Genomic DNA, 20,416 nt, shown 5'->3' with positions numbered 1-20,416 from the left:
ATGCCCGCCCGTCATCCGTCGGGCGGGCATCCGTCATCGGTTCGATCAGGCCGCGCGACGGCGGCGGATGGCGACCAGGGTCAGACCGGCGAGAAGCATCAGGACGCTCATCGCGATCGGGAAGGCCGGCGAGTCGCCGCCGGTCATCGCGAGCGATCCGCTCGCCGCATCCGTCGTCTCGTCGCAGGGCGTCTGCGCGCCGAGCTCGACACGGAACGAGACCGGGTCGAGCGCCGTGCCGGCGCCGTAGAACCCGGCGAACGCCGTCGCACCCGCGCTGGTGAGGGTGGCGCGAGCGCCCTGCACCGACACGCTCGATCCGGAGATCGCGGCGGACCCGAACGACAGGTCGGCGAAGTGCACAGTGCCGCTCGTCGCCGGCTTGCCGGTGGTGTCGGTCGAGGTCACCTGCGCGTAGAGCGCCGCGGATCCGGACCCGTTGAGCACGATCGTCGGCGAGGCGAGCCGGAAGTCCAGCAGGCCGTTGTGCCCTGTCGCGGTGATCGCGCCGGAGAAGACGATCCGTCCTCGCACGCCCGAGTCCGTGTTCAGCGCGCCGCTGCTCGCGGAGAAGGAGCCCCCGGAGAAGGCGCCCTTCGCGATGGGGCCCTCGACGTACGAGCGGAAGCTCTGCTTGAGGCCCCAGTCGAGGCTGCCGCCGTCGACGACCCGTGCGACGCAGGCGGGGATCGTCGGGCCGGTCTCCGCGGGAGTCGAGGGCGTGACCACCGGAGGCTTCGGACTCGGCGCCTCGCCGACGGTGAAGGCCCGGGTCACGAACGCGGCCTCCGGTGCGGGCTGGACATCGCGGAACACCTGCAGCTCGTGCGCGCCGGCGGGGAAGTCGGCCGGGACCGTCCACGTCGTGCGCGCGACGCCGGAGGCGTCCGCGACGGCACGGCCGGCGTCGATCGGGTCGGAGTGCACCTCGAAGCGCACCGCGTCGCCCTGCTTCAGGTCCGAGACCCGGAACGTGACGGTGTCGCCGGGGCGCGCCTGCACACCGACGGGGAGGATGATCTCGACCGTGGGCTGAGGCTCGGGCTGCACCGGACGATCGCCGCGGAAGTCGAGCGTCACGCCGATCTCCTGGGCGGCGTTCTTCTGTCCGCCCGCCGCGTAGGTGTAGACGCCGTAGGTGCCGGCCGCGCCGTCGGCGGGCTTGAGCGTCGTCCGCCAGGTGAAGGATCCGTCGGAGGCGAGCTCCACCCACTGCGCGCGCACCGTCTCGCGGTACTGCGCCGGGATCGCGTCCAGCGTCGCGGCGGTCAGCGCCCACCCCTGGGTGGCGACCTTGCGCGTGCTGGACGCCGCTCCCTGCGAGGGGCGCCAGTCGGCGCCGAAGCTGCCGAACACGACGTAGTCGCCCTGCGGAAGGGTCGCGGGCACGGGCACACCGCGCCCGCCGACGTTGGCCGCCGGATCGAAGCCGACGCCCTTCACCACGATCTCGTCACCCGTGTAGAGCGGCGTCCCACCCGCAGGCGTGACGCCGTCGGCGAGGAAGACCTGGACGGCAGGGGTGAATGTGCCGGGCTCAGGCTCGGTCGTGCGCCCCTTCACCGTCACCGTGACGGCGTTCGAGGCGGAGGACTGGAACGCTGCCCGGTCGTCCGGAGCGAAGCTCGCGCTGACGGCGTGCGCGCCCGCCGTCAGGCCGGACGCGGTGATCGACGCGGATCCGCTCGCGACCGCCGCGGTTCCGATGATGCCGTCGCCGTCGCGGAAGGTCACCGTCCCCGCGGCAGCCGGCGACACGGCGGCGGTCAGCAGGGTGCTGCCGCCCTCGTCGAACGTATCGGGCGCGGCGGTGAGCACGGTGGCGGTCGGCGCGGCCGGCGCACTCACGGTCGCGGTCAGGGTGAGCGGATCCAGCGCCGTTCCGGCCGCGTAGAAGCCGCCGAAGGCCGCGGCGCCGTCCGCGGTGAGCGTGACCGCCGCGTTCGCCCAGGTGTAGGTCGCCCCCGAGACCTGCGGGGATCCCAGGGCGACCGTGGCGAACTCGACGGCGTTGCGGGTGAACAGCTCGCCGGGCTCGGTGGTGCTCTTGAACTCGCGTCCGGTCACGTCGAGCAGCAGCGTGGCCCCACCGCCGGACACGACGATCTGCGGGTGCGTGAAGGTCAGATCCAGCGCGTTCACGCCGTTCATCGCGTGCCCGGTGAAGTGCACGCCGTCCCCCGCGCCGAACTCGACGGAGGCATCGGCCAGGTCGGCGGACGCGCTGCCGCTGCCGCCCGACCAGTGGAAACCGGCGCCGGTGGACCCGACGGTCTGCACCTGGCCGTGAGCGATCGGGCTCTTCACGTAGCCGACGAACGAGGACTTCACCCCCCAGTCCAGAGTGGCTTCGGACACGGTGCTGTCGGTGGGCGCCGCAACGGCGGCCACGGGGGCCAGCAGCGCACCGACGGCAAGAGCCGCAGAGGTGACGAGGGTGAGCAAGGCTCTCGGCCTTCGCACGGGACTGATGGTGTTCACGACGGACTGTTCTCCTCACAGGAGGTCGATCTCAGAGTGGACGGATGGAGGTTCAGCAGATTCTCAACCTTTACTTAGGTTAGCCTCACCTAATCACGCCGCGCAAACCACGAAGCCCCCGACCGCAGGGCCGGGGGCTTCGGAGAGTCGTGCGCGTCGGATCCTCGTCAAGCGGACAGCTGCGCCGCTCCGAGATCGAGGAACACGTCCGTGTTGAATCGGTACGCCGCCCGCACCTCGTCGAGCATCCGCCCCTGCTCGTCGGCGTCGAGGCACTCCCCCAGCTCGTCCAGCACGCGCCGGTACGAGTCCTTGAACACGGCAGGATCCCCCACCGCGGTGAAGTCGTAGAACGCGATCCCGTCGCCGTCGAGATCGAACCGTCCGGCCACGCGACGCGCGATCGCCTGACCGCCGGACAGGTCTCCGAGATAGCGGGTGTAGTGATGGGCGACGACGCCCGCAAGCCAGCCTTCGCTCGCAAGCTCGCGGATCCGCCCGGCGTAGGCCGCGGTCGCCGGAACCGGCCTGATGCCGGCGCGCCAGTCCGATCCGAACAGGTGGGCGAGGTCGCGCTCGAGCGCGGCCACGCGCCCGAGCCCCTCCGGGTGCAGCGCCGCGAGGAGCGGATCGGCGGCGAGCAGGCGCGCGGCGTCGTCGAGCGCCTCGTAGAGGAACCAGTGCTGAGCGGCCAGCTCCGCATACTCGCGCAGGCCGCTCCGGCCGCGCATGATGTCGCTCATGAACGTGGCACCCTCGCTGTCCCCATGATCGCTCCACGTCGCCTCGCGGAGCCGGCGGGCGAAACCGTCCGGAGCACCCTCCGCGCCGCCGTGCCCGTGCGGCGCCGGCGCATGCTCTTCGCGCGCGGGTACGCCGAGTCGCTCGCAGGCCGCGCGATAGAGCATCACCGCGGCACGGCGGATCTGGGATCGCTCGGTGAGCGGAGCACCCGGCCATGGCACGACCAGCTCATGCTCGCCGTCGGAATCCGCGACCCGCCAGCGCCCCGCATCGGCGTCGAGCCCGATCATCGACGCCGATGCGGCGGCGGGGTGCCCGAAGGCGCGCGCGATCAGAACGTTGTCGTCGGCGTGGTCGCCGTTCATGTGGGCGGTCACCGCGGTGACGACGGCATCATCGAAAGACATGGCGATCTCCTTGGTTAGGTAAGGCTAACCAATTCAATCACGAGACGAGAGTCGAGCACAGCGCAGGATCTCGGATCGCCATCCGCTCGCCTCACCTCGACGCCGGCGGAGGTGCAGACCACACGACGAAGGCCCCGAGCGACTGCTCGGGGCCTTCTGTTCCGGTGGACCCAGGGGGATTCGAACCCCCGACCTCTTCATTGCGAACGAAGCGCGCTACCAACTGCGCCATGGGCCCGTGAACCAGATCAGCCTAGCACGGGCATGCGGGCGCACTCGGCATCGGCGGCCGTCACGGCGCCCGCCGGGCGTGTCGGATCCGCTCAGCCCGCGGCGCGCTGGGCGAGCAGCTGGCGCACGTGCGCCTCGATCTCGGCGTCGTCGACGTAGCCCATCCGCGCATACGGCGAGTCCTGCGCGACGGCCGGAGCGGGCAGCTCTGCGGGCGCCGGCGGAGCGAGCTCATCGGCCTTGCGCTGCAGCTCCGCGGCACGGGCCGCCTCGCGGGCGAGGGTCTGGGCGTCGATCGTGGCGCGGGCCGCGTGCGCGCGGGAACCGGCGACCGAGACGAGGGGTTCCGGCAGCGTGCGCGGCGTCCAGGTGCGCGGCCCCTGGTCGTGCAGCTCCGCCTCCCGGGCCGGCATGTCCTTCGCCTCGGGCTGCGCCACCAGGCGCGCCGCACGGCGAGCGGTGCGACGGGCGACCGCCGCCATCCGCTGCAGCATGAGCAGGGCGAGCAGCGCGACCGCGCCACCGGCCCAGAGCAGGAAGGAGGATCCGGCGGCCATCAGCTGCCAGACGCCGACGCCCACCGCACCCAGCGCGAGGACGAAGAGCACCGTGGCGGTGAGCCGGGTCCGACGACGGGCGCGCGCGCGACGGAAGGCAGGATCGGCGTGCGTGGCGGCGAGCTGCTCGCGCAACCGCTGAAGATCCGCCTGCTCGCGGTCCGTCTGCAGTCGCCTGGCCAGCTTCTGCTGCGCGAGCGCGGTGCGGGCGTTCAGCTCGAGCTCCACCTCGCGGGGCGCCTCGCTGGTCTCCGCGAGCACGCGCAGGGCGCGGTTCAGGCGCAACGCATTGCGCTCGGCGGCGTCGTACTGGTGCTGCCCCCGCCACGAAGGCAGGAAATAGAGCAGCCACAGCAGCGCCGCGACCAGGACGATCACGCCCCCGCTCAGCACCGGCCCGTTCATGCCCTCCACGGTATGCGACAGGCCGCCCGCGACCGTGTCGACACGCGCACGCCGACCCCACGCAGGCCGGATGCAGGCCTCCCGCCAACCCCTGCATCGGCCCAGATGTCCCCACCGGCGAGTAGGGTCGGGCTCGTGGCCTCGTTCACCCCTCTGCAGCGGCTCGTCATCTCGGTCGCCGTGCTCGCATCGTTCGTCACGTTCCTCGACGGCACCGTGGTCACGGTCGCCCTGCCGGCGATCAGCCGCGAGCTGGGCGGTGGCATCACCACGCAGCAGTGGGCGGTCGACGCCTATCTCATCACCCTCAGCGCCCTGATCCTGCTCGCCGGATCCGTCTCCGACGCCTACGGACGGGTGCTGGTGATGCGGATCGGGCTCATCGCGTTCGGGATCGCATCGGTCGCCGTCGCGGTCGCCCCCACTCCCCTGGTGCTGATCATCGCGCGCGCCGCGCAGGGGGCCGCGGGTGCGCTGCTCGTGCCGAGCTCGCTCGCGCTGATCACCGCCGTCATGCGCGGCGAGGTGCAGTCGAGGGCGATCGGGGTGTGGACGGCCTTCACCACGGCCGCGCAGCTGGTCGGGCCACTGCTCGGCGGGCTGTTCGTGGATCTGCTCTCCTGGCGCTTCGTGTTCCTGATCAACGTGCTCCCGATCGGCGTCACCCTCGTGCTCCTCGGCCGACTCCGCCTGCCGGAGCACGAGCGCACCACGCAGGTGGACTGGCTCAGCGGAGCGCTCTGCGCCATCGGCCTCGGCGGTGTCGTTTACGCGCTCATCGAGCAGCCGCACCAGGGCTGGGGCTCCCCCGTGATCCTCATCACCGCGATCGGCGGCGCCGTGCTGCTGATCTTCTTCCTGCTGCGCCAGCGCCGCCCGCACCCGCTCATGCCGTTGTCGCTGTTCCGCGTGCGCAACTTCGCGTGGGGCAACCTGTCGACGCTCTTCGTCTACGCCGCACTGTCGCTGAACGGCTTCGTGATCGGCGTGTACCTGCAGCAGGGCGCCGGGCTCAAGGCCACGGAGGCGGGCCTCGCGAGCCTGCCGATCACGATCCTGATGATCCTGCTCAGCTCGCGCGTCGGCCGGCTGGCGGGCAAGCTGGGCCCACGGCTGTTCATGGCGGCCGGCCCCCTGGTCATGGCGGCGGGTGCGCTCCTGCTGCTCCTCGTCTCGGAGCACTTCGACTACTGGTGGCAGGTGCTGCCGGCGATGATCGTCCTCGGCATCGGCCTGTCGCTAACCGTCGCACCTCTCACGTCGGCGATCCTCGGATCCATCGAGGAGAGCCGGTCCGGCATCGCTTCCGCCGTCAACAACGCCGTCTCCCGCGTGGCCGGACTGCTCGTGGTCGCGATGCTCTCCACGATCGTCGGCGGAACCCTGAACCTCGCCGGCTTCCACAGCGCCACCTGGGTCACCGCCGCCCTGTTCACGATCGGCGGGATCGTGTCGTGGATCGGGATCCGCCGCCCCGTCCCCGAGGCCGTGCCCGAGCCCGCCGAGGGCTGAGCGCCCGCCCGGCACGCCGCGCCCACTGACGCCTACTGTCGTCGACGCCCCCTCGCACCACCCACGCCCCCTCGCACGCACGTACCTACGGAGGGGCACCGACGCTCCGAGGGGGCGTCGACGCATCCCAGGCTCGTGCGGGCAGTGGACCACGGACCGCCGTCAGCCTGGACCCGGTGGCGAGCCCGGCGTGCGCCGCGCGTGGCGCGCATGCGCGCCTACTGTCGCCGACGCCCCCACGCAGCACCCACGCCCCCTCGCATGCACGTACCTACGGAGGGGCGCCGACTCTCCGAGGGGGCGTCGACGCATCCCAGGATCGTGCGGGCCGAGGTCAGCCCTGCATCCCGTGCTCGCGATGCAGCCCGGCATCGCCGGGCAGCCCCGCATCGCCCGGTGCTGCGGCATCGCCCGGCAGGCCGGCATCGCCCGGCGCTGCGGTCGAGGGCAGATCCGACGCCGGCACCGCTCCCCAGTCCGCGGGGACGCGCCCCGACGCCCAGCGGCTCAGCACGCCCTCCGGCACGTCCTCGCGCACGAGCGAGAACGCGAGGTGGTCGCGCCAGTCGCCGTCGATGTGGATGAACCGACGGCGCATCCCCTCGTAGCGGAAGCCGAGCTTCTGCACGACCCGCAGGCTCGGCCGGTTCTCCGGCCGCAGGCAGATCTCGATCCGGTGCAACCCCAGCTCGTTGAACGCGAGGTCGGTCGCCATCGCGACGGCGGCGGGAGTGATCCCGTGCCCCGCGAAGCGCTCGCTCACCCAGTAGCCGATCGTCGCGGAGCACAGGGATCCGCGCATGACGCCCCAGATGTTGAGCTGACCCGCGATCTTGCCGTCGTACTCCATCACGAACGGATAGCCGGTGCCGTCACGGTACTGCTGCAGCAGGCGCCGGATGCTCACCCGCATGTCGATGCCCGTCTGCAGACCGGGCAGCGTGGCCTCCCACGGCTGCAGCCAGCGCCGGTTGGTGATCAGCTCGTGCTGCAGCGAGCGCGCGTCCTTGGCCCGGATGAGCCGCAGCTCGACCGGTCCGTGCCGCATCGGTGCCGAGACGTCCACGTTCCGCTCAGATCCTCTCCGCGTACTCCTTGAGCCAGACCCGCAGGTCCGGCCCGAGGTCGTCGCGGTCCGCAGCGAGCTGCACGATCGCCTTGATGTACTCCAGCCGGTCGCCGGTGTCATACCGCCGTCCGCGGAAGATCACGCCGTGCACGCCGGGACCGTCGGGATCCGCCGCGAACTCCTGCAGCGCGTCGGTGAGCTGGATCTCCCCACCCTTGCCCGGCGGCGTGCGCTCGAGGATCTCGAAGATCGAGGGCGGCAGCACATAGCGGCCGATGACCGCGAGGTTCGACGGCGCCTCCTCGCGTGTGGGCTTCTCGACCAGCCCGGTGACGCGGCGGACGTCGTCCGAAGCCCCCTCCGGGATGCCGTCGGGATCAGCCGTGCCGTACAGGTGGATCTGGTCGGGATCCACCTCCATGAGCGCGATCACCGCGGCTCCGCTCCGCTCATGCTCGGCGATCATCGCGGTCAGCAGCGGGTCGCGCTCATCCATGAGGTCGTCGCCGAGCAGGACGACGAAGGAGCTGTCTCCGACATGCGTGCGGGCGCGGAGCACCGCATGCCCGAGACCCTTGGGCTCGCCCTGGCGCAGGTAGTGGATGTCGGCCATGTCGCTGGACGCGACGACGCGGGCGAGCCGGCGGTGATCGCCCTTCTGGGTCAGCTTGCCCTCGAGCTCCGGCATCTGGTCGAAGTGATCGGAGATCGCGTTCTTGTTGCGGCCGATGATGACGAGGATGTCGTCGATGCCCGCCGCCACGGCCTCCTCGACCACGTACTGGATCGCGGGCTTATCGACGACGGGGAGCATCTCCTTGGGCATCGCCTTCGTCGCGGGCAGGAAGCGCGTGCCCAGGCCGGCCGCGGGGATGACCGCCTTGATGCGTGCCTTCGTCATCTGCTCAGCTTACGGGCGCGGGGCGGCTTCGGGCTGGAGCGGGCTCAGCGGCTCCCCGGTAGAATCGAGGCCATGCCGGGCGATATCGACCATGCGAAGCGCGCGCTGCGCGCCGACCTGCGCGAGCGCCGCAACCTGCTGTCGGACCAACAGCGCGCCGCCGCCGAGACCGCCCTCACGGCGCGACTCGACGAGCTGATCGCCGCGACCGGCGCTCGTTCGATCTCCTGCTTCCTCTCCACCACGACCGAGCCCGGGACACGCGCCTTCATCCGCGCGGCTCTCGCCCGGGGCATCCGGGTGCTGCTTCCGATCACCCGCGAGGACGGCCTGCTCGACTGGGCGGTGGCCGGATCCGACGAGGAGATCACGACGGGTCTGCACGGGCTGGCGGAGCCCACCGGCGAGATCCTCAACCCGATGGCGCTGGACGAGGTGGATCTGCTGCTGATCCCCGCAGCCGCCGTCGACCGCACCGGGATGCGGATGGGCTGGGGACGCGGCTACTTCGACCGCACGCTCGGCTCGATGCAGAAGTGCCCTCCCGTGTACGCCGTCGTCTTCGACTCCGAGATCCTCGACGATGTTCCCCACGACGTGCACGACCAGCCGGTCACCGGCGCCGTCACGCCTCTGCGCACCGTCGTCTTCCCCCTGACCTGACCTTCCGAACCGAGACCTGCGAGGCCCCATGCCCACCTACTCCTACGCCTGCACCGCCTGCGGGCACCGCTTCGACGCCGTGCAGTCCTTCTCCGACAGCGCCCTCACCGAGTGCCCCGAATGCCAGGGCCGGCTGCGCAAGGAGTACGGATCGATCGGCGTGACCTTCAACGGCTCGGGCTTCTATCGCACCGACTCGCGTGCGGGATCTGGGGTTTCCTCCTCCGTGGGGGCATCATCGAAGTCGGAATCGACGGCGAGCGCCAAACCTGCGCCCGCCTCCGCACCGGCCTCTGGATCCTGAGGCCGACCATTCAGGGGAGAGAAAAAGCATGATCAAGGGCTTCAGGGAGTTCATCCTCCGCGGCAATGTCATCGACCTGGCCGTCGCGGTCGTCATCGGCGCGGCGTTCTCGGCGATCGTCAACGTGGTTGTCGAGTCGCTCGTCAACCCGCTCATCAGCGTGTTCTTCAAGGCGGACAGTCTGAATGAGGCGTTGAAGTGGACCGTCCACGGCCCCTTCGGCGGAACCGGCACCTTCGCGTTCGGCGCGATCATCGGCGCCATCATCAACTTCCTGGCCGTCGCGCTCGTCGTCTACTTCGCGTTCGTGATGCCGATGAACCACTTCAACCAGCGCCGTGCCGCGAAGGCCGGGGTCACCGATGAGCCCGAGGCCCTGCCCTCCGAGCAGGAGCTCCTGATCCAGATCCGCGACCTGCTCGAGAAGCAGAAGTCGGTCTGATCCGACTGGTTGCTGAGCGCGGAGCGCAGCGACAGGACGAAGCACCGACGCCCCGGCGCCCTCGTGGCGACCGGGGCGTCGTCGTCTGCGCCCGTCCGGCGCCTCAGTAGTGCGGCGGGACCTCGCGGCGCAGCGCCGCGTCGTTCGGGCCGGAGGTGCCCTTGGCCTCCGCGCCGGACTCGCGGTCGCGCTCGTCGGGTTCGGCGTGCGTCCCAGGGGCGGGTGTCAGGCGCGCACGACGCGACCCTCGCACGCGCACGACGCGCTGCCGGGATCCGGAGTCGGCGGAATCCGTCTCAGCCTGCTCCGGCGACACGGACGGTTCGTCGTCAGGCATCGTCCACATCGAGCGGCTGGGTGTCGCCGTCCACGCGCGGTGCGTCGAGGGGCACCCCGAGCACCTCGCCGATCCGGCGCGCGACCCCGGCGGGATCGCTGTACAGATCGAAGGCGTGCACGCGGATGTAGTGCCACCCCAGCCGCCGCAGCACCTGGGGGCGCAGCCGCAGGGTCTCGCGGAGCGATTCGGCGCGCGACTCCGGATCCGGCTCGATCACGACCGCCTTGCCGGCGTGCTGCGCCACGAGAGGCAGCAGACCGCGGTAGTCCACGTCGACCGAGACCCCGATACGGCGCAGCTCACGGGCGAGCGCGAGGGTCAGCGGATCCGCCTGGTCCTCGGCGCGCTCCTCGCGGGCGTGCCCGGCGAGATCGCCGAGGATCGACATGAGCGTGGCCGCACCGTGATCCAGGCGTCCCTCGTCGAACGAGGACGGGCGGATCGACGACACGATCACCATCGACCGACGCGCCCTGGTCATGCCGATCGTGAGCAGGCGATCGCCGTCGGGAGAAGACAGGTCGCCGAAATCGCTGAGCACGCGGCCGTGCTTGGTGACGCCGTAGCCGAGCGAGAAGATGACGCGGTCGCGGCTCTCGGCCGCGGCCTCCTCGAGCGTCAGCACGATGAAGGGCTCCTGCGTGTCCCTGCCGACGAACTCTGCCACGTCGCTGCGGCCCGCGAAAGCGATCGACACCGCGGCGAAGACCCGCTCGGCGTGCGTGCGGCTGGCCGTGACGACCATGAGCGACTCCGTGGGGCGGTGCACCGCATGCTCGACCACGAGCGTCACGATGCGCGCGACCTCGGCCTCTGGGCTCTCCATGGCCCCCGTCTCGGGGTGCGGGATGCCCACTCCGCCCTCGACGTAGTCCACCGTCAGCGATCCGCGGCCGAGGTAGGACCCCGCCCACGGCAGCGAGACGATCTCGCCGCCGTAGAAGGCGTCGTTGATGAGCGAGGCCAGATCCTCGCCGCCGGCGCGGTAGCTGCGCGTCAGCGTGACCACGGGCAGCAGTTCGGAGAGGCGCTCGAACACCGAGACCTCGTCGAACGGCTCCTCCTCGTCGCGGTCCTCCGCGGGCATCGTGGCGACCTGGAACGCGGTCGGCTTCTGCAGCACGGGGTCGCCGAATGCGACGATCTGACGGGCGCGGCGGATCGCCGGCGTCGCCTCCGCGAGGTTGATCGCCGCGGCGTCGACGAGGATCACGGCGTCGAACTCCACGGAGTCCGGCAGGTCCGGCACCTGATACGGCGAGGCGATCCACACCGGCGCGAGCACGCGCATGAGCGTGGGAGCCGCGGCCACGAGCTCGGCGACCGTGGTGCGGTGCTGCGTGAGCCCGTGCCGGAGGTTCTGCGCCTCCGCGGCCTCGTCCACGATCGAGATCCGCCACTGGCCGCTCAGCTGCCAGGCGAGCAGCGGGCCGGCAGCCCCCGCGTGCGCCTCGTCCACGAGGCGGAAGTCGCGCTCGAGCTGGTCGACGACCGAGGTGTTGGCCCCCAGCAGGGAGCGGTTCTGCCTCAGCGCCTGCTCAAGCAGGGACTGCCACCAGGCGTACTCCAGCTCCGCGCCCACCCGGTCCTCGGAGAGGTGCCGGGTGGACAGGTCGATGAGGAGCGGCTCGAGCCCGAGCCCAGCCAGCTCGTCACGGATGCGGGCGCGCTCGATGAGGTTGTCGAAGACGTCCGACTTGGCCGCGAGTCCCGCGAGCGTGCGCAGCAGGCGCGCGACCGGCAGCGTCGCGAGCGGCTCGCGGCGTCCCAGAGCCGTGTCGAGCTCGGCGAGCTGCGCATCGACGTCGCGCCAGGCGACGGACACGTCGGCGAGTCCGAGCGGCACCTCTGGTGCGACGCCGGCATCGACGTAGCGCTGCCATTCGGTGCGCTGGGACTGGATGCGCGTGAGCGCGTCGTGCATGTCCCCCACGTGCGCACCGGGGCGCACGTACTCCTTGGCGAGCTGGCGCAGCCGGCGACGATTCGCGCCGGTCATCGTCGCGCTGTCCCGGCGGCTGCCATGCGCCTTGATGAGCTCTCCGAGCGGCCGCTCGAACACGGCAGGGGTGAAGTGGTCGAGCGAGTCCCGGATCCCCCGGAGCAGGCGCAGGTACTCGCCGAGCTCCGTGATCGTCGCGAACGGGCGCATGTGCGTCTGGGCCACGAGTTCGTAGCCCAGCTCGAGCAGCTCCGGCACGGTGCGCGCGTGCAGGGTCTCGGCGAGCGCGTGCACGCGGTGCGCCTCGTCCGACGAGGAGAAGACGACCCCGTACCAGGGCGAGTCGTCGGGCCCGAACCGGAACTCCCCCAGCCGCGCGGCCTGCGCCAGCGCCTCGGCGGCGTGCGTGCGGTCCTCGGCGAGGTTCTGCAGCGCGGGGCGTCCGAGCCGCGCCGTCGTGGTCGGCGGCGTCGGGAGCAGAGCCAGCCGGGTGAGCATGCGGGTCGCGTCGAGCACGCTCGCACCCAGCGCAGGATCCGTCTCGGTCAGCGCGCGGCGGTAGTCGCGCAGCACCGTGCGCAGCCGCAGCAGGGCGTCGTCGATCTCGGCGAGCTTGGGCGCCGCGGCCTTCTCGTTGCGCCCGATCGCGCGCACCAGATCCCGGCGCACAGAGGCCGGAGAGACGGCGAACCCGTCCAGCCCGATCCCGCTCAGGCGGTGCCGCACGCCGTCGAGCGTCGAGCGGCGGGGAGAGACGACGAGCACGCGCTTGCCTGCGCGCACCAGTTCGCCGATCGCGTTGATCACGGTCTGCGTCCCGCCGGTTCCGGGGAGCGTCGAGACCGTGAGGGAATGCCCTGCTGCGATCCGGGCGAGCACCTGCTCCTGCTCGTTATCGGCATCCAGCAGGAGGTTGTCCGAGGCCGGGGCACGGTCATCGGGTCCGGCCGTGGACGGCTGCGGTCCCGGCGCGGAGACGCGCTCGCGGTCGGCCGCGTGGCCGGCCAGGGCGTTGAGCATCGGGTGGTCGAGGTCGTGCGCGTCGCGGGCCATCGCGGTGCCGACGTCGGCGAACGTGGACACCATCATGCGCGGCTGCACCGAGAACGTGTCGACGGATGAGGTGGCCGCGCGCAGCATGTCGATCGCCGGCTGCGGCGCGAACACGCCGTTCTGATACGCGAGGGCTGCGAGGCGGGTGTCGTCGATCGTGATCCCGAAGTGATCGCGCGCGATGCGCACGAGCTCGGGGTTGAGGAAGAACTGCCCGTGCAGCTTCAGCTCGTAGTCCGCATAGTGCCGGCGGATCGCGAGCGGACGCAGCAGCATCGGGGCGGCGTAGTCGACGCCGCCGATCCGCCAGGTGCACAGCCCGACCGCGAGGTGCACGGCATCGATGCCGCGCACGGTGCGCAGCTCGGTGTTCTTCGCCGTGATCCGGTCGGCGGCAAGGCGAGCACCGCGGAGTCCCACCTCGTCGCGGAACAGGTTGGACAGCAGCGTGGAACGGCCCGTGATGAACTGCGGCAGGCTGCCGGGGTGAGCCCGCGAGATGTCGATCCCGCCCGCGACGACGTCGCGATAGGCGGTCAGCGGCGAGGGGCCCCCGAGCTCTGCTGCTTCCGCCCTGAGACGGGCCCGTTCCGCCGTCGCCGCGTGCACCGCCTGCACGCCCGGCTCTGCCACATCGACGTCGCCGGGCGTCACGGACTTCTCCTCCGCGTTCTTCCCGTCACGTCGCCACACACGACAAAGACTAGGCGTGGTGGATGGGCAGAACCGTCAGATCCACTGGGTTTCGCCGGATTCAGGTGCTTTCCCCCTCCACAGCGGGCCTTTTCCGGATTATTCGCACCGATTGCGGCTCCGGCCGTCGTGTGTGCACGCGGTGACCGAGGATGGGTGCATGACCTACCGCTACGACTTCGCCGACACTCCGTTCGGGGACGCGCTGTGCGTGTTCTCCGACGAGGGGCTGGTGGCGTTCGACCTGCCGGAGGGGATGCACCGCGGCTCCCCCTGGGCGCTCGAGGCGACCGCGCGGATGCTGCGGGCCGTGCCGGAACCCGATCCCGGCGCGAGCGCGGAGATCGACGAGCTTCTGCACGCGTACTTCTCCGGAGAGCCGATCCGCTTCGATCGGGAGTTCGCCCTGGACTGGCGGCTCGCGAACGGGTTCACCCGCGCCGCGCTGCAGTCCGTATGCGAGATCCCCTGGGGCGAGAGCGCGAGCTACGGCGAGATCGCGGCGATGGCGGGCAGTCCGGGTGCCGCCAGGGCGGTGGGGACCGCGTGCAGGAACACGCCCTTCTCGATCGTGGTGCCCGTGCACCGCGTGGTGCGCGCGGACGGCTCGCCCGGCGAGTACGGCGCGCATCCCGAACGCAAGCGATACCTCCTCGACCTGGAGGCGGATGCGGCTGCCCGAGCCCGTCCCGTGCACGACGTCCGCCCCGGCGTGTAGGCCGCTGGGGCGGACGCGCCCCTTTCCGGAGAAGCACGGTCGCTGTGCCGGTATTGCGCCGACACTCGCGCGTTCCGGACGCAGAGGAAATGACGGATCCGGCACGGGCTCCCTCAGCCCCATCGGCATTCTCCGACAGCCTCTCGCACGCGCCGGAGTGATAGCGTCGACGCTACAAAACGACGGGGCGGACACCCCGGAAGCTGGTAGTCGGGTGAACTCGTTCGAGACCGTCGGATCCGACGCGGATCTGGTCGCGCAGGCGGTGCGCGAGCTCATCCGCCGCACCCGTTTCCCTGTCGCATTCGGCGGGCTGCTCGACAGCGGCGAGGTACCCGTCACCGCGATCGTCGGCTCCCGTACGCGGAGCCTCGAGGGGCTCCGCGTACAGCCGCAGCGCGGGCTCGGCGGGCGCGCGATGATCGAACTGCGCCCGCGCATGACGCACGACTACGGCGCCTCGCAGCAGATCACGCACGACTACGACGGCTTCGTCCTGGGTGAGGGGCTGCGCACCCTGCTCGCGATCCCGGTGATCGTGTCGGGGCGGCCGCGCGGTGTGCTGTACGCGGGAGCGTGGGAGGAGCCTCCGGCGGGTGGGATCACCACCGCCCCGGCGATGCAGATCGCCGACGCGCTCGCCGGTGAACTGCGCGTCCGCGAGGAGGTGGAGAGACGCCTGCGCTCGGCGAGCGCACCCACTCCCCCGCCGGCGCTGAGTCCCGCGCACCGCGAGGAGCTGCGGGAGAGTTTCGCCGAGCTGCGATCGATCGCCGCTCTCGTGCCGGATGAGACCGTACGCGAACGCCTCGGAGACCTCGAGCGCCGCCTGCTGGCCCTGTCGACGCCATCACCGCTCCCTCGCCTTTCCGAGGTGCGCCTGTCCCCGCGAGAGCTGGACGTGCTGAGCTGCGCGGCCCTCGGACAGACCAACGCACAGGTCGCCGCCGAGCTGGGGCTGCGCGAATCGACGGTGAAGGCGTATCTGGGCACGGCGATGGCGAAGCTCGATGCCCCGACCCGGCATGCCGCCGTTGCGCGGGCGCGGAGGGACGGGCTGATCCCGTGAGCCGGGATGCCCTGCTCCTGCCCAGGCGGCCGCGGTAGTCTCTACACAGCGCACTGCGCACCCGGACGAGGCGGGCCAGTACCCGGACAGCGAAAAGACTGGCTCTCAGGAGGCCCGCCATGGCGTGGATCGTGCTCATCATCTCCGGAGTCCTCGAGGCCGTCTGGGCGACGGCCCTCGGCAAGGCCGAGGGGTTCACCCGACTCTGGCCCAGCATCGTCTTCGTGATCGGCCTGGCCGCATCGATGTTCGGGCTGGCCTGGGCGATGCGGGAGATCCCGACCGCCACCGCCTATGCGGTGTGGGTCGGCATCGGAGCCTCCCTCACCGTCATCTGGGCCATGATCACCGGCGATTCCGATGTGTCCTGGATCCGGATCCTGTTGATCCTCGGTCTGGTGGGATGCATTGTCGGATTGAAGTTGATCGATCCGGGACATTCATGACATTCCGCATTCCAATCATTGCCATAGACAATTCCTGCACGTAGATTTGTCGCCATGGCACGCAAAATCGTTCATCAGCTCGTCGACGATATCGACGGTTCCGTTCTTGAGGTGGGCGAGGGCGAGACCGTGCATTTCTCGCTCGACGGCTCCGCCTATGAAATCGACCTGACCAGCGCGCACGCCGCAGACCTGCGTGCTGCGCTCGCTCCGTTCGTCGCTTCGGGTCGGCGCACACAGCGCGCGGCGGCCGGCCGTCCGTCCGCGGCGGCCAAGCGCCCGAACCGCAACCCGGAGACCGCGGCGATCCGCTCCTGGGCCGGAGACAACGGCTACAAGCTCTCCGAGCGCGGCCGCATTCCGGCCGATGTGATCGAGGCGTACCGCGCCGCGCACTGATCGCGAAGCACGACAGAAGGGACCGTCCTGCGGGACGGTCCCTTCTCGTTTGCCGGCGCCCCGCATCTCCATTCGCCTGGCGCGGTCGACAAAGCAGAAGAAGACCACCCCTCCGGGGCGGTCTTCTTCTGCTTGTGCCCCCGACAGGATTCGAACCTGCGACCTGCCCTTTAGGAGAGGGCCGCTCTATCCGACTGAGCTACGAAGGCGCCCTCCCAGTCTAACGAGCGCACGCGGCTCTATGCCGCCATCGCCAGGTAAGGCTCCCAGCGGGGGTCGCCCCGTTCGGATCCGCGCACCGTCCAACCGGTCCCCCGCGGCGGGGCGGGCGTCAACCGCAGCTCCCAGCCCATCTCTTGCGGGGTGCGGTCGCTCTTGACGTTGTTGCAGCGCAGGCAGCAGGCGACGAGGTTCTCCCAGGAGTTCTTGCCGCCGCGCGAGCGAGGCAGCACGTGATCGATGGTGGAGGCCGACTTCCCGCAGTAGCCGCAGCGATTGCCGTCACGACGCAGCACTCCGCGTCTCGTGACGGGCGTGTACCGGGCTCTCGGCATCCGCACGTACCGGCTCAGCACGATCACGGCGGGCCGGTCGAAACGTCCGCTCGCCGCCCAGACGGGATCGTCGACGGCGCACTCGACGACGGAGGCCTTCTTGTTCATGACCAGCACGATCGCGCGTCTGAACGACACGACCGCGAGCGGTTCGTACCCAGCGTTGAGCACCAGTGTGCGCATCCTGCATCCCTTCGATCCGACCGGGACGGCTTCCCGGTCTCTCGACCGTGCGCAGACGGAGGGTCCGCAGGATACGAAAACGGCGCTGTCTACGAGAGACAGCGCCGTGAACGCACGGGTGATCCGTGCAGATCCTGCGGGCAATGCCGAAGAACGAGTCGACCGAGTGCATCCGTGGTTCGGATGCTCGGTATTCGTCCCATCGTGTTCCTCCGCCCTTGCGACGACGGAATCAGGCTAACCCATGCCCCGACGACGACGCGGAGAACTTCCGGTGAACGCCGTGTCGGATCAGCGGACGTTGACCTCGAGCCACGCGAGCGGGTCGATCTCGGTGTTGTTCACGAGCACCTCGAAGTGCAGGCAGGATCCGGACACCCAGCCCGTGTTGCCGACCTCGCCCAGGTACTGACCGGCGGTCACGCACTGACCGACCCCGACGGCCCGGCTGCCGTAGTTCATGTGCCCGTACAGCGTGGAGATCGCGGCGGATCCGCTCAGCGCCGGGTGAGCGAGCTCGATCGTCTCGCCGTAGCCGCCGTAGCTGCTCTCGGAGATCGTGACGCAGCCGTCGGCGGCGGCGTAGATCGGAGTGCCGATCGGCGCGGCGAAGTCCTGGCCCATGTGGCTGCGACCGCTGCGGGCCGCGCCGAAGCCGTCGCTCAGCGTGTAGGAGCCGGCCGCCATCGGGTAGATGACCTGCCCGGGGTTCGCGATCGGCGCCATGCTGCTGCGGACCGACGCGACGGTCGGCTTGGCGGCGGCGGCTTCCGCCGCGGCCTTGGCGGCGGCGACAGCGGCCGCTTCCGCCTTCTTCTGCTCGATCTCCTGCGGAGTCGTCGCGGTGAAGGAACCGCGCGTGCCGGCGACGGCCGTCGCCTCGGATGCGACAACGATCGACTGCGCGTGGCCGGCGGCGATCTGCTGAGCGGTCGCCGGTGAGGCGGTCGCAGGTGCGGCGCCGGTCGCGAGGGCGGGCAGGGCGATCGCAGTCACCAGCGCTCCCACCGCGGCGAGGACCGCGAAGGTGCGGATCGGGCGCACGACGGATCGGGAGACCGGGTTCTTCGCACGCTTCGGGGTTCGCGTGTCGACGGACGTTTCGGTCTGTTCGATTTCTGCAGCCAAGGGCTTCCTCCAGGCCTCGGCGCCGTGCGTCGGCTCGTCCGTATTCGCGTGCACGTCGGGATTTCGACGCACATCAGGATGACCACGGCGGTGACGAGCCGGGAGGCGGCCGCCGAGGTTATCGCCGACGGGCTTCTCGTCGACGACCTCCCCGACGTTACCCGATCGTGATGAATCTGTCACCCCCTGATCCGGGATGACCGATCCGAGCGACCGGCGGAGACGGCGGAAGCCGGTCAGCCCGCGTTCGCGGCGAGCCAGGGCTCGGGGTCGATGACCGAGCCGCCGATGCGCACCTCGAAGTGCAGGTGGGATCCGTAGGAGTTGCCGGTATTGCCGACGAGACCGATGAGCTGGCCGGCGGAGACCTGGTCGCCTGCCTCCACCATGCGGCTGCCGTAGACCATGTGACCGTAGCGGGTCTCCACCATGGTGCCGTTGAGGTTGCTCATGATCATCATCGAGACGCCGTATCCGCCGATGCTCTCGGCCGAGGCCGTCACCGTACCGGCGGCGGCGGCATAGATCGGCGTGCCCTCGGGGGCGATCATGTCCCAGCCCTCGTGGCCGCGACCGGAGCCGGGGCCTTCGCCGGGGGTGAAGCTGGTGACCGGGTAGCGCACCGCACCGGAACCCGGGGCGACAAGTGCCATGCCGGCGAGGGACGGACGGGAGCTGCTGGTCGACGCGGTCGATGCGGCGGCGGCGGCAGCCGCCGCGGCGGCCCGCGCTGCAGCGGCTTCTTCGGCCTTGCGCTTCTCGATCTCGTCAGGAGTGGTCGCGGTGAACTGCCCGCGCGTGCTCGGGGCCTGTGTGGCCTCGGACGCGACCACGATCGACTGCGCGTTGCCGGCTGCCAGCTGCTCGGTGGTCACCGGAGCGGCATCCGCCGCACCGCTCGTCGAGACGAACGCCGGGAGGGCGATCGCGGCGACCAGGGCGCCGACCGCACCGAGGATGGCGACGGTCCGCACCGGGCGCACGAATGCACTGGACCGGGTCGCGGCCTTCTGGCGCGTGGTGGCGTCGGCGCTCGTCTGGCTCGTGGTCTCGATCGTGGTCTCAGGCAAAGTCTGTCCTCCGGCCTCTGCGCATCGGGCGCCGGTCCGTCGTCGATCGGGTCGGTCCGCACAGGGTTCGGACGCATGTCTCCCACGGCGGCGACGGGCCGATGAGGCGAGCGCCGTGGAGTCCGTCGACGGGCTTCTGCCGACGGCCCTCTCGACGCTACCGGAAAGTCACGAACGTGTCACGCTGCCCCAAGGATCCGCTGAACGCCTGTTTCCTGCGGGTCCCGCGGTGCGTACACAGGCGATGTCCAGCCGGCGAGCCCCTTAGACGGCCGCAGAGCCCCTCAGGCGACCAGGAAGATGTGCGAGGCGAGCTCGACCGGGAGCTCGAGACCCTCGTCCTGCCCGTCCACCTCGATGAGCACGTAGCCCTCGTTGAAGCGGAACCGGCCACGCGCACCCGGGACGACGCCCGCATCGCGCAGCTGCTCCAGCAGTTCGGGATCCACCTGCGCCGGCTCGGCGAGACGGCGCACCGTGCCCTCCGTGGGCGTGCCGACGGTGTTCATGTGCTCGACGAGGCCGATCACGCCCTCGTCGAAGGTGCGCGCCGGGGCGCCGCCGAGCTGGTCCAGACCGGGGATCGGGTTGCCGTACGGCGACTCGGTGGGGTGCCCCAGCAGCTCGACCAGACGGCGCTCCACCTGCTCGCTCATGACGTGCTCCCAGCGGCAGGCCTCCTCGTGCACGTAGGCCCAGTCGAGGCCGATCACGTCGGAGAGCAGGCGCTCGGCGAGACGGTGCTTGCGCATCACGTCCACCGCCTTGCGACGCCCGGCCTCGGTCAGCTCGAGGCGACGATCCTCGGAGACGACGACGAGGCCGTCGCGCTCCATCCGGCCGACCGTCTGCGACACCGTGGGACCGGAGTGCCCGAGGCGCTCGGAGATCCGCGCGCGCAGGGGGACGATGTTCTCCTCCTCGAGTTCGAGGATGGTGCGGAGGTACATCTCCGTGGTGTCGATCAGATCTGCCATCGATCCCCCTTGTCGTGCCGCGGATGCGGTCGCCTGCTGTTAGGCAAGCCTACCTTCTGCGGATATGCTCCGGCTCTGCACCGCGACGCGGCATCGCATGCCCGGCAGCGCAGGATCGCCGTGCGACG

Annotated in this window: 18 protein-coding genes, 2 tRNA genes, 1 pseudogene and 1 riboswitch; of the genes and pseudogenes, 8 read left to right on the top strand and 13 right to left on the bottom strand. The window is 70.7% G+C overall.

The genetic code is table 11. The features are described 5' to 3' along the window. Nucleotides 1-45: 45 nt before the first annotated feature. The 4 genes from CQ044_RS01610 to CQ044_RS01595 form a co-directional block, all read right to left on the bottom strand. A complete protein-coding gene (locus CQ044_RS01610; protein WP_105686370.1) occupies nt 46-2,481 on the bottom strand; it encodes an HtaA domain-containing protein in 2,436 nt (811 codons plus the stop codon). Between the two features lie 167 nt (nt 2,482-2,648). Further along, on the bottom strand, nt 2,649-3,632 hold the full coding sequence (locus tag CQ044_RS01605; protein ID WP_181158140.1) for a biliverdin-producing heme oxygenase: 984 nt from the start codon (nt 3,630-3,632) through the stop codon (nt 2,649-2,651). Between the two features lie 165 nt (nt 3,633-3,797). Then, nucleotides 3,798-3,870: transfer RNA gene (locus CQ044_RS01600), tRNA-Ala, on the bottom strand. Nucleotides 3,871-3,955: 85 nt separating this feature from the next. Continuing rightward, nucleotides 3,956-4,825: a hypothetical protein gene (locus CQ044_RS01595; protein ID WP_045273499.1), complete on the bottom strand. Its 870-nt coding sequence runs from the start codon at nt 4,823-4,825 to the stop codon at nt 3,956-3,958. 135 nt (nt 4,826-4,960) lie between these two features. Here CQ044_RS01595 and CQ044_RS01590 point away from each other — a divergent pair, with 135 nt between their 5' ends. Then, nucleotides 4,961-6,337, top strand: a complete 1,377-nt coding sequence (locus CQ044_RS01590) for an MFS transporter (RefSeq protein ID WP_105686368.1) — start codon at nt 4,961-4,963, stop codon at nt 6,335-6,337. Between the two features lie 451 nt (nt 6,338-6,788). Here the strand turns inward: CQ044_RS01590 and CQ044_RS01585 are convergent. Together CQ044_RS01585 and galU are read right to left on the bottom strand one after the other, a co-directional pair. Then, a pseudogene (locus tag CQ044_RS01585) lies at nt 6,789-7,385 on the bottom strand (GNAT family N-acetyltransferase); the annotation flags it as partial. Between the two features lie 25 nt (nt 7,386-7,410). Then, nucleotides 7,411-8,307 (bottom strand): UTP--glucose-1-phosphate uridylyltransferase GalU, encoded by an 897-nt coding sequence (gene galU / locus CQ044_RS01580; protein WP_105686367.1) that lies wholly within the window; start codon nt 8,305-8,307, stop codon nt 7,411-7,413. Nucleotides 8,308-8,379: 72 nt separating this feature from the next. Between galU and CQ044_RS01575 the strand changes: the two genes are divergently transcribed. The 3 genes from CQ044_RS01575 to mscL are packed head-to-tail and all read left to right on the top strand — an operon-like array spanning nt 8,380 to nt 9,716. Next, nucleotides 8,380-8,970, top strand: a complete 591-nt coding sequence (locus CQ044_RS01575; RefSeq protein WP_105686365.1) for a 5-formyltetrahydrofolate cyclo-ligase — start codon at nt 8,380-8,382, stop codon at nt 8,968-8,970. Nucleotides 8,971-8,998: 28 nt separating this feature from the next. Then, complete coding sequence (locus tag CQ044_RS01570; RefSeq protein ID WP_105686364.1) at nt 8,999-9,274, top strand: FmdB family zinc ribbon protein; 276 nt, start codon at nt 8,999-9,001, stop codon at nt 9,272-9,274. A 28-nt stretch (nt 9,275-9,302) separates the two neighbouring features. Further along, nucleotides 9,303-9,716, top strand: a complete 414-nt coding sequence (gene mscL, locus CQ044_RS01565) for a large conductance mechanosensitive channel protein MscL (RefSeq protein WP_105686362.1) — start codon at nt 9,303-9,305, stop codon at nt 9,714-9,716. A 103-nt stretch (nt 9,717-9,819) separates the two neighbouring features. Here the strand turns inward: mscL and CQ044_RS01560 are convergent, their stop codons facing one another. Continuing rightward, nucleotides 9,820-10,053: a hypothetical protein gene (locus CQ044_RS01560; RefSeq protein ID WP_258133101.1), complete on the bottom strand. Its 234-nt coding sequence runs from the start codon at nt 10,051-10,053 to the stop codon at nt 9,820-9,822. Continuing rightward, on the bottom strand, nt 10,046-13,744 hold the full coding sequence (locus CQ044_RS01555) for an ATP-binding protein (RefSeq protein ID WP_105686361.1): 3,699 nt from the start codon (nt 13,742-13,744) through the stop codon (nt 10,046-10,048). Before CQ044_RS01555 ends, CQ044_RS01560 begins: the two co-directional genes overlap by 8 nt. Nucleotides 13,745-13,904: 160 nt before the next feature. Here CQ044_RS01555 and CQ044_RS01550 point away from each other — a divergent pair, with 160 nt between their 5' ends. The 4 genes from CQ044_RS01550 (at nt 13,905) to CQ044_RS01535 (ending at nt 16,376) form a co-directional block, all read left to right on the top strand. Continuing rightward, nucleotides 13,905-14,462, top strand: coding sequence for a methylated-DNA--[protein]-cysteine S-methyltransferase (locus CQ044_RS01550; RefSeq protein ID WP_105686359.1), 558 nt, complete (start codon nt 13,905-13,907; stop codon nt 14,460-14,462). A gap of 214 nt (nt 14,463-14,676) precedes the next feature. After that, nucleotides 14,677-15,531: a LuxR C-terminal-related transcriptional regulator gene (locus tag CQ044_RS01545; protein WP_258133098.1), complete on the top strand. Its 855-nt coding sequence runs from the start codon at nt 14,677-14,679 to the stop codon at nt 15,529-15,531. Nucleotides 15,532-15,574: 43 nt separating this feature from the next. After that, nucleotides 15,575-15,639: riboswitch (guanidine-III (ykkC-III) riboswitch) on the top strand. Between the two features lie 11 nt (nt 15,640-15,650). Then, on the top strand, nt 15,651-15,977 hold the full coding sequence (locus CQ044_RS01540) for a multidrug efflux SMR transporter (RefSeq protein WP_045273490.1): 327 nt from the start codon (nt 15,651-15,653) through the stop codon (nt 15,975-15,977). A 54-nt stretch (nt 15,978-16,031) separates the two neighbouring features. Continuing rightward, on the top strand, nt 16,032-16,376 hold the full coding sequence (locus tag CQ044_RS01535; protein ID WP_105686356.1) for an Lsr2 family protein: 345 nt from the start codon (nt 16,032-16,034) through the stop codon (nt 16,374-16,376). A 135-nt stretch (nt 16,377-16,511) separates the two neighbouring features. Here the strand turns inward: CQ044_RS01535 and CQ044_RS01530 are convergent. The 5 genes from CQ044_RS01530 to CQ044_RS01510 form a co-directional block, all read right to left on the bottom strand. Continuing rightward, nucleotides 16,512-16,585: transfer RNA gene (locus tag CQ044_RS01530), tRNA-Arg, on the bottom strand. 30 nt (nt 16,586-16,615) lie between these two features. Continuing rightward, nucleotides 16,616-17,113, bottom strand: a complete 498-nt coding sequence (locus tag CQ044_RS01525; protein WP_105686354.1) for an HNH endonuclease — start codon at nt 17,111-17,113, stop codon at nt 16,616-16,618. A gap of 291 nt (nt 17,114-17,404) precedes the next feature. Beyond that, the gene (locus tag CQ044_RS01520) at nt 17,405-18,241 is read right to left on the bottom strand and encodes a M23 family metallopeptidase (protein WP_105686352.1); all 837 of its coding nucleotides are present in this window, start codon (nt 18,239-18,241) and stop codon (nt 17,405-17,407) included. 236 nt (nt 18,242-18,477) lie between these two features. Beyond that, nucleotides 18,478-19,311, bottom strand: coding sequence for a M23 family metallopeptidase (locus CQ044_RS01515; protein ID WP_258133096.1), 834 nt, complete (start codon nt 19,309-19,311; stop codon nt 18,478-18,480). Between the two features lie 284 nt (nt 19,312-19,595). Beyond that, nucleotides 19,596-20,288: a metal-dependent transcriptional regulator gene (locus tag CQ044_RS01510; protein WP_045273487.1), complete on the bottom strand. Its 693-nt coding sequence runs from the start codon at nt 20,286-20,288 to the stop codon at nt 19,596-19,598. Between the last annotated feature and the right edge of the window lie 128 nt (nt 20,289-20,416).

Origin of the sequence: Microbacterium sp. MYb64, from assembly GCF_002979495.1 — a bacterium.
GTDB lineage: Bacteria > Actinomycetota > Actinomycetes > Actinomycetales > Microbacteriaceae > Microbacterium > Microbacterium azadirachtae_A.
The sequence above is the reverse complement of the archived record's forward strand: the minus strand, read 5'-3'. Positions and strand labels throughout refer to the sequence as shown.

What these genes read in the sequence shown, in the direction of transcription:
- CQ044_RS01605 (WP_181158140.1), bottom strand. Translation starts at nt 3,632, where the DNA reads ATGTCTTTCGATGATGCCGTCGTCACCGCGGTGACCGCCCACATGAAC.
- CQ044_RS01595 (WP_045273499.1), bottom strand. Translation starts at nt 4,825, where the DNA reads ATGAACGGGCCGGTGCTGAGCGGGGGCGTGATCGTCCTGGTCGCGGCG.
- galU (WP_105686367.1), bottom strand. Translation starts at nt 8,307, where the DNA reads ATGACGAAGGCACGCATCAAGGCGGTCATCCCCGCGGCCGGCCTGGGC.
- CQ044_RS01575 (WP_105686365.1), top strand. Translation starts at nt 8,380, where the DNA reads ATGCCGGGCGATATCGACCATGCGAAGCGCGCGCTGCGCGCCGACCTG.
- CQ044_RS01570 (WP_105686364.1), top strand. Translation starts at nt 8,999, where the DNA reads ATGCCCACCTACTCCTACGCCTGCACCGCCTGCGGGCACCGCTTCGAC.
- mscL (WP_105686362.1), top strand. Translation starts at nt 9,303, where the DNA reads ATGATCAAGGGCTTCAGGGAGTTCATCCTCCGCGGCAATGTCATCGAC.
- CQ044_RS01560 (WP_258133101.1), bottom strand. Translation starts at nt 10,053, where the DNA reads ATGCCTGACGACGAACCGTCCGTGTCGCCGGAGCAGGCTGAGACGGAT.
- CQ044_RS01550 (WP_105686359.1), top strand. Translation starts at nt 13,905, where the DNA reads ATGACCTACCGCTACGACTTCGCCGACACTCCGTTCGGGGACGCGCTG.
- CQ044_RS01540 (WP_045273490.1), top strand. Translation starts at nt 15,651, where the DNA reads ATGGCGTGGATCGTGCTCATCATCTCCGGAGTCCTCGAGGCCGTCTGG.
- CQ044_RS01535 (WP_105686356.1), top strand. Translation starts at nt 16,032, where the DNA reads ATGGCACGCAAAATCGTTCATCAGCTCGTCGACGATATCGACGGTTCC.
- CQ044_RS01525 (WP_105686354.1), bottom strand. Translation starts at nt 17,113, where the DNA reads ATGCGCACACTGGTGCTCAACGCTGGGTACGAACCGCTCGCGGTCGTG.
- CQ044_RS01510 (WP_045273487.1), bottom strand. Translation starts at nt 20,288, where the DNA reads ATGGCAGATCTGATCGACACCACGGAGATGTACCTCCGCACCATCCTC.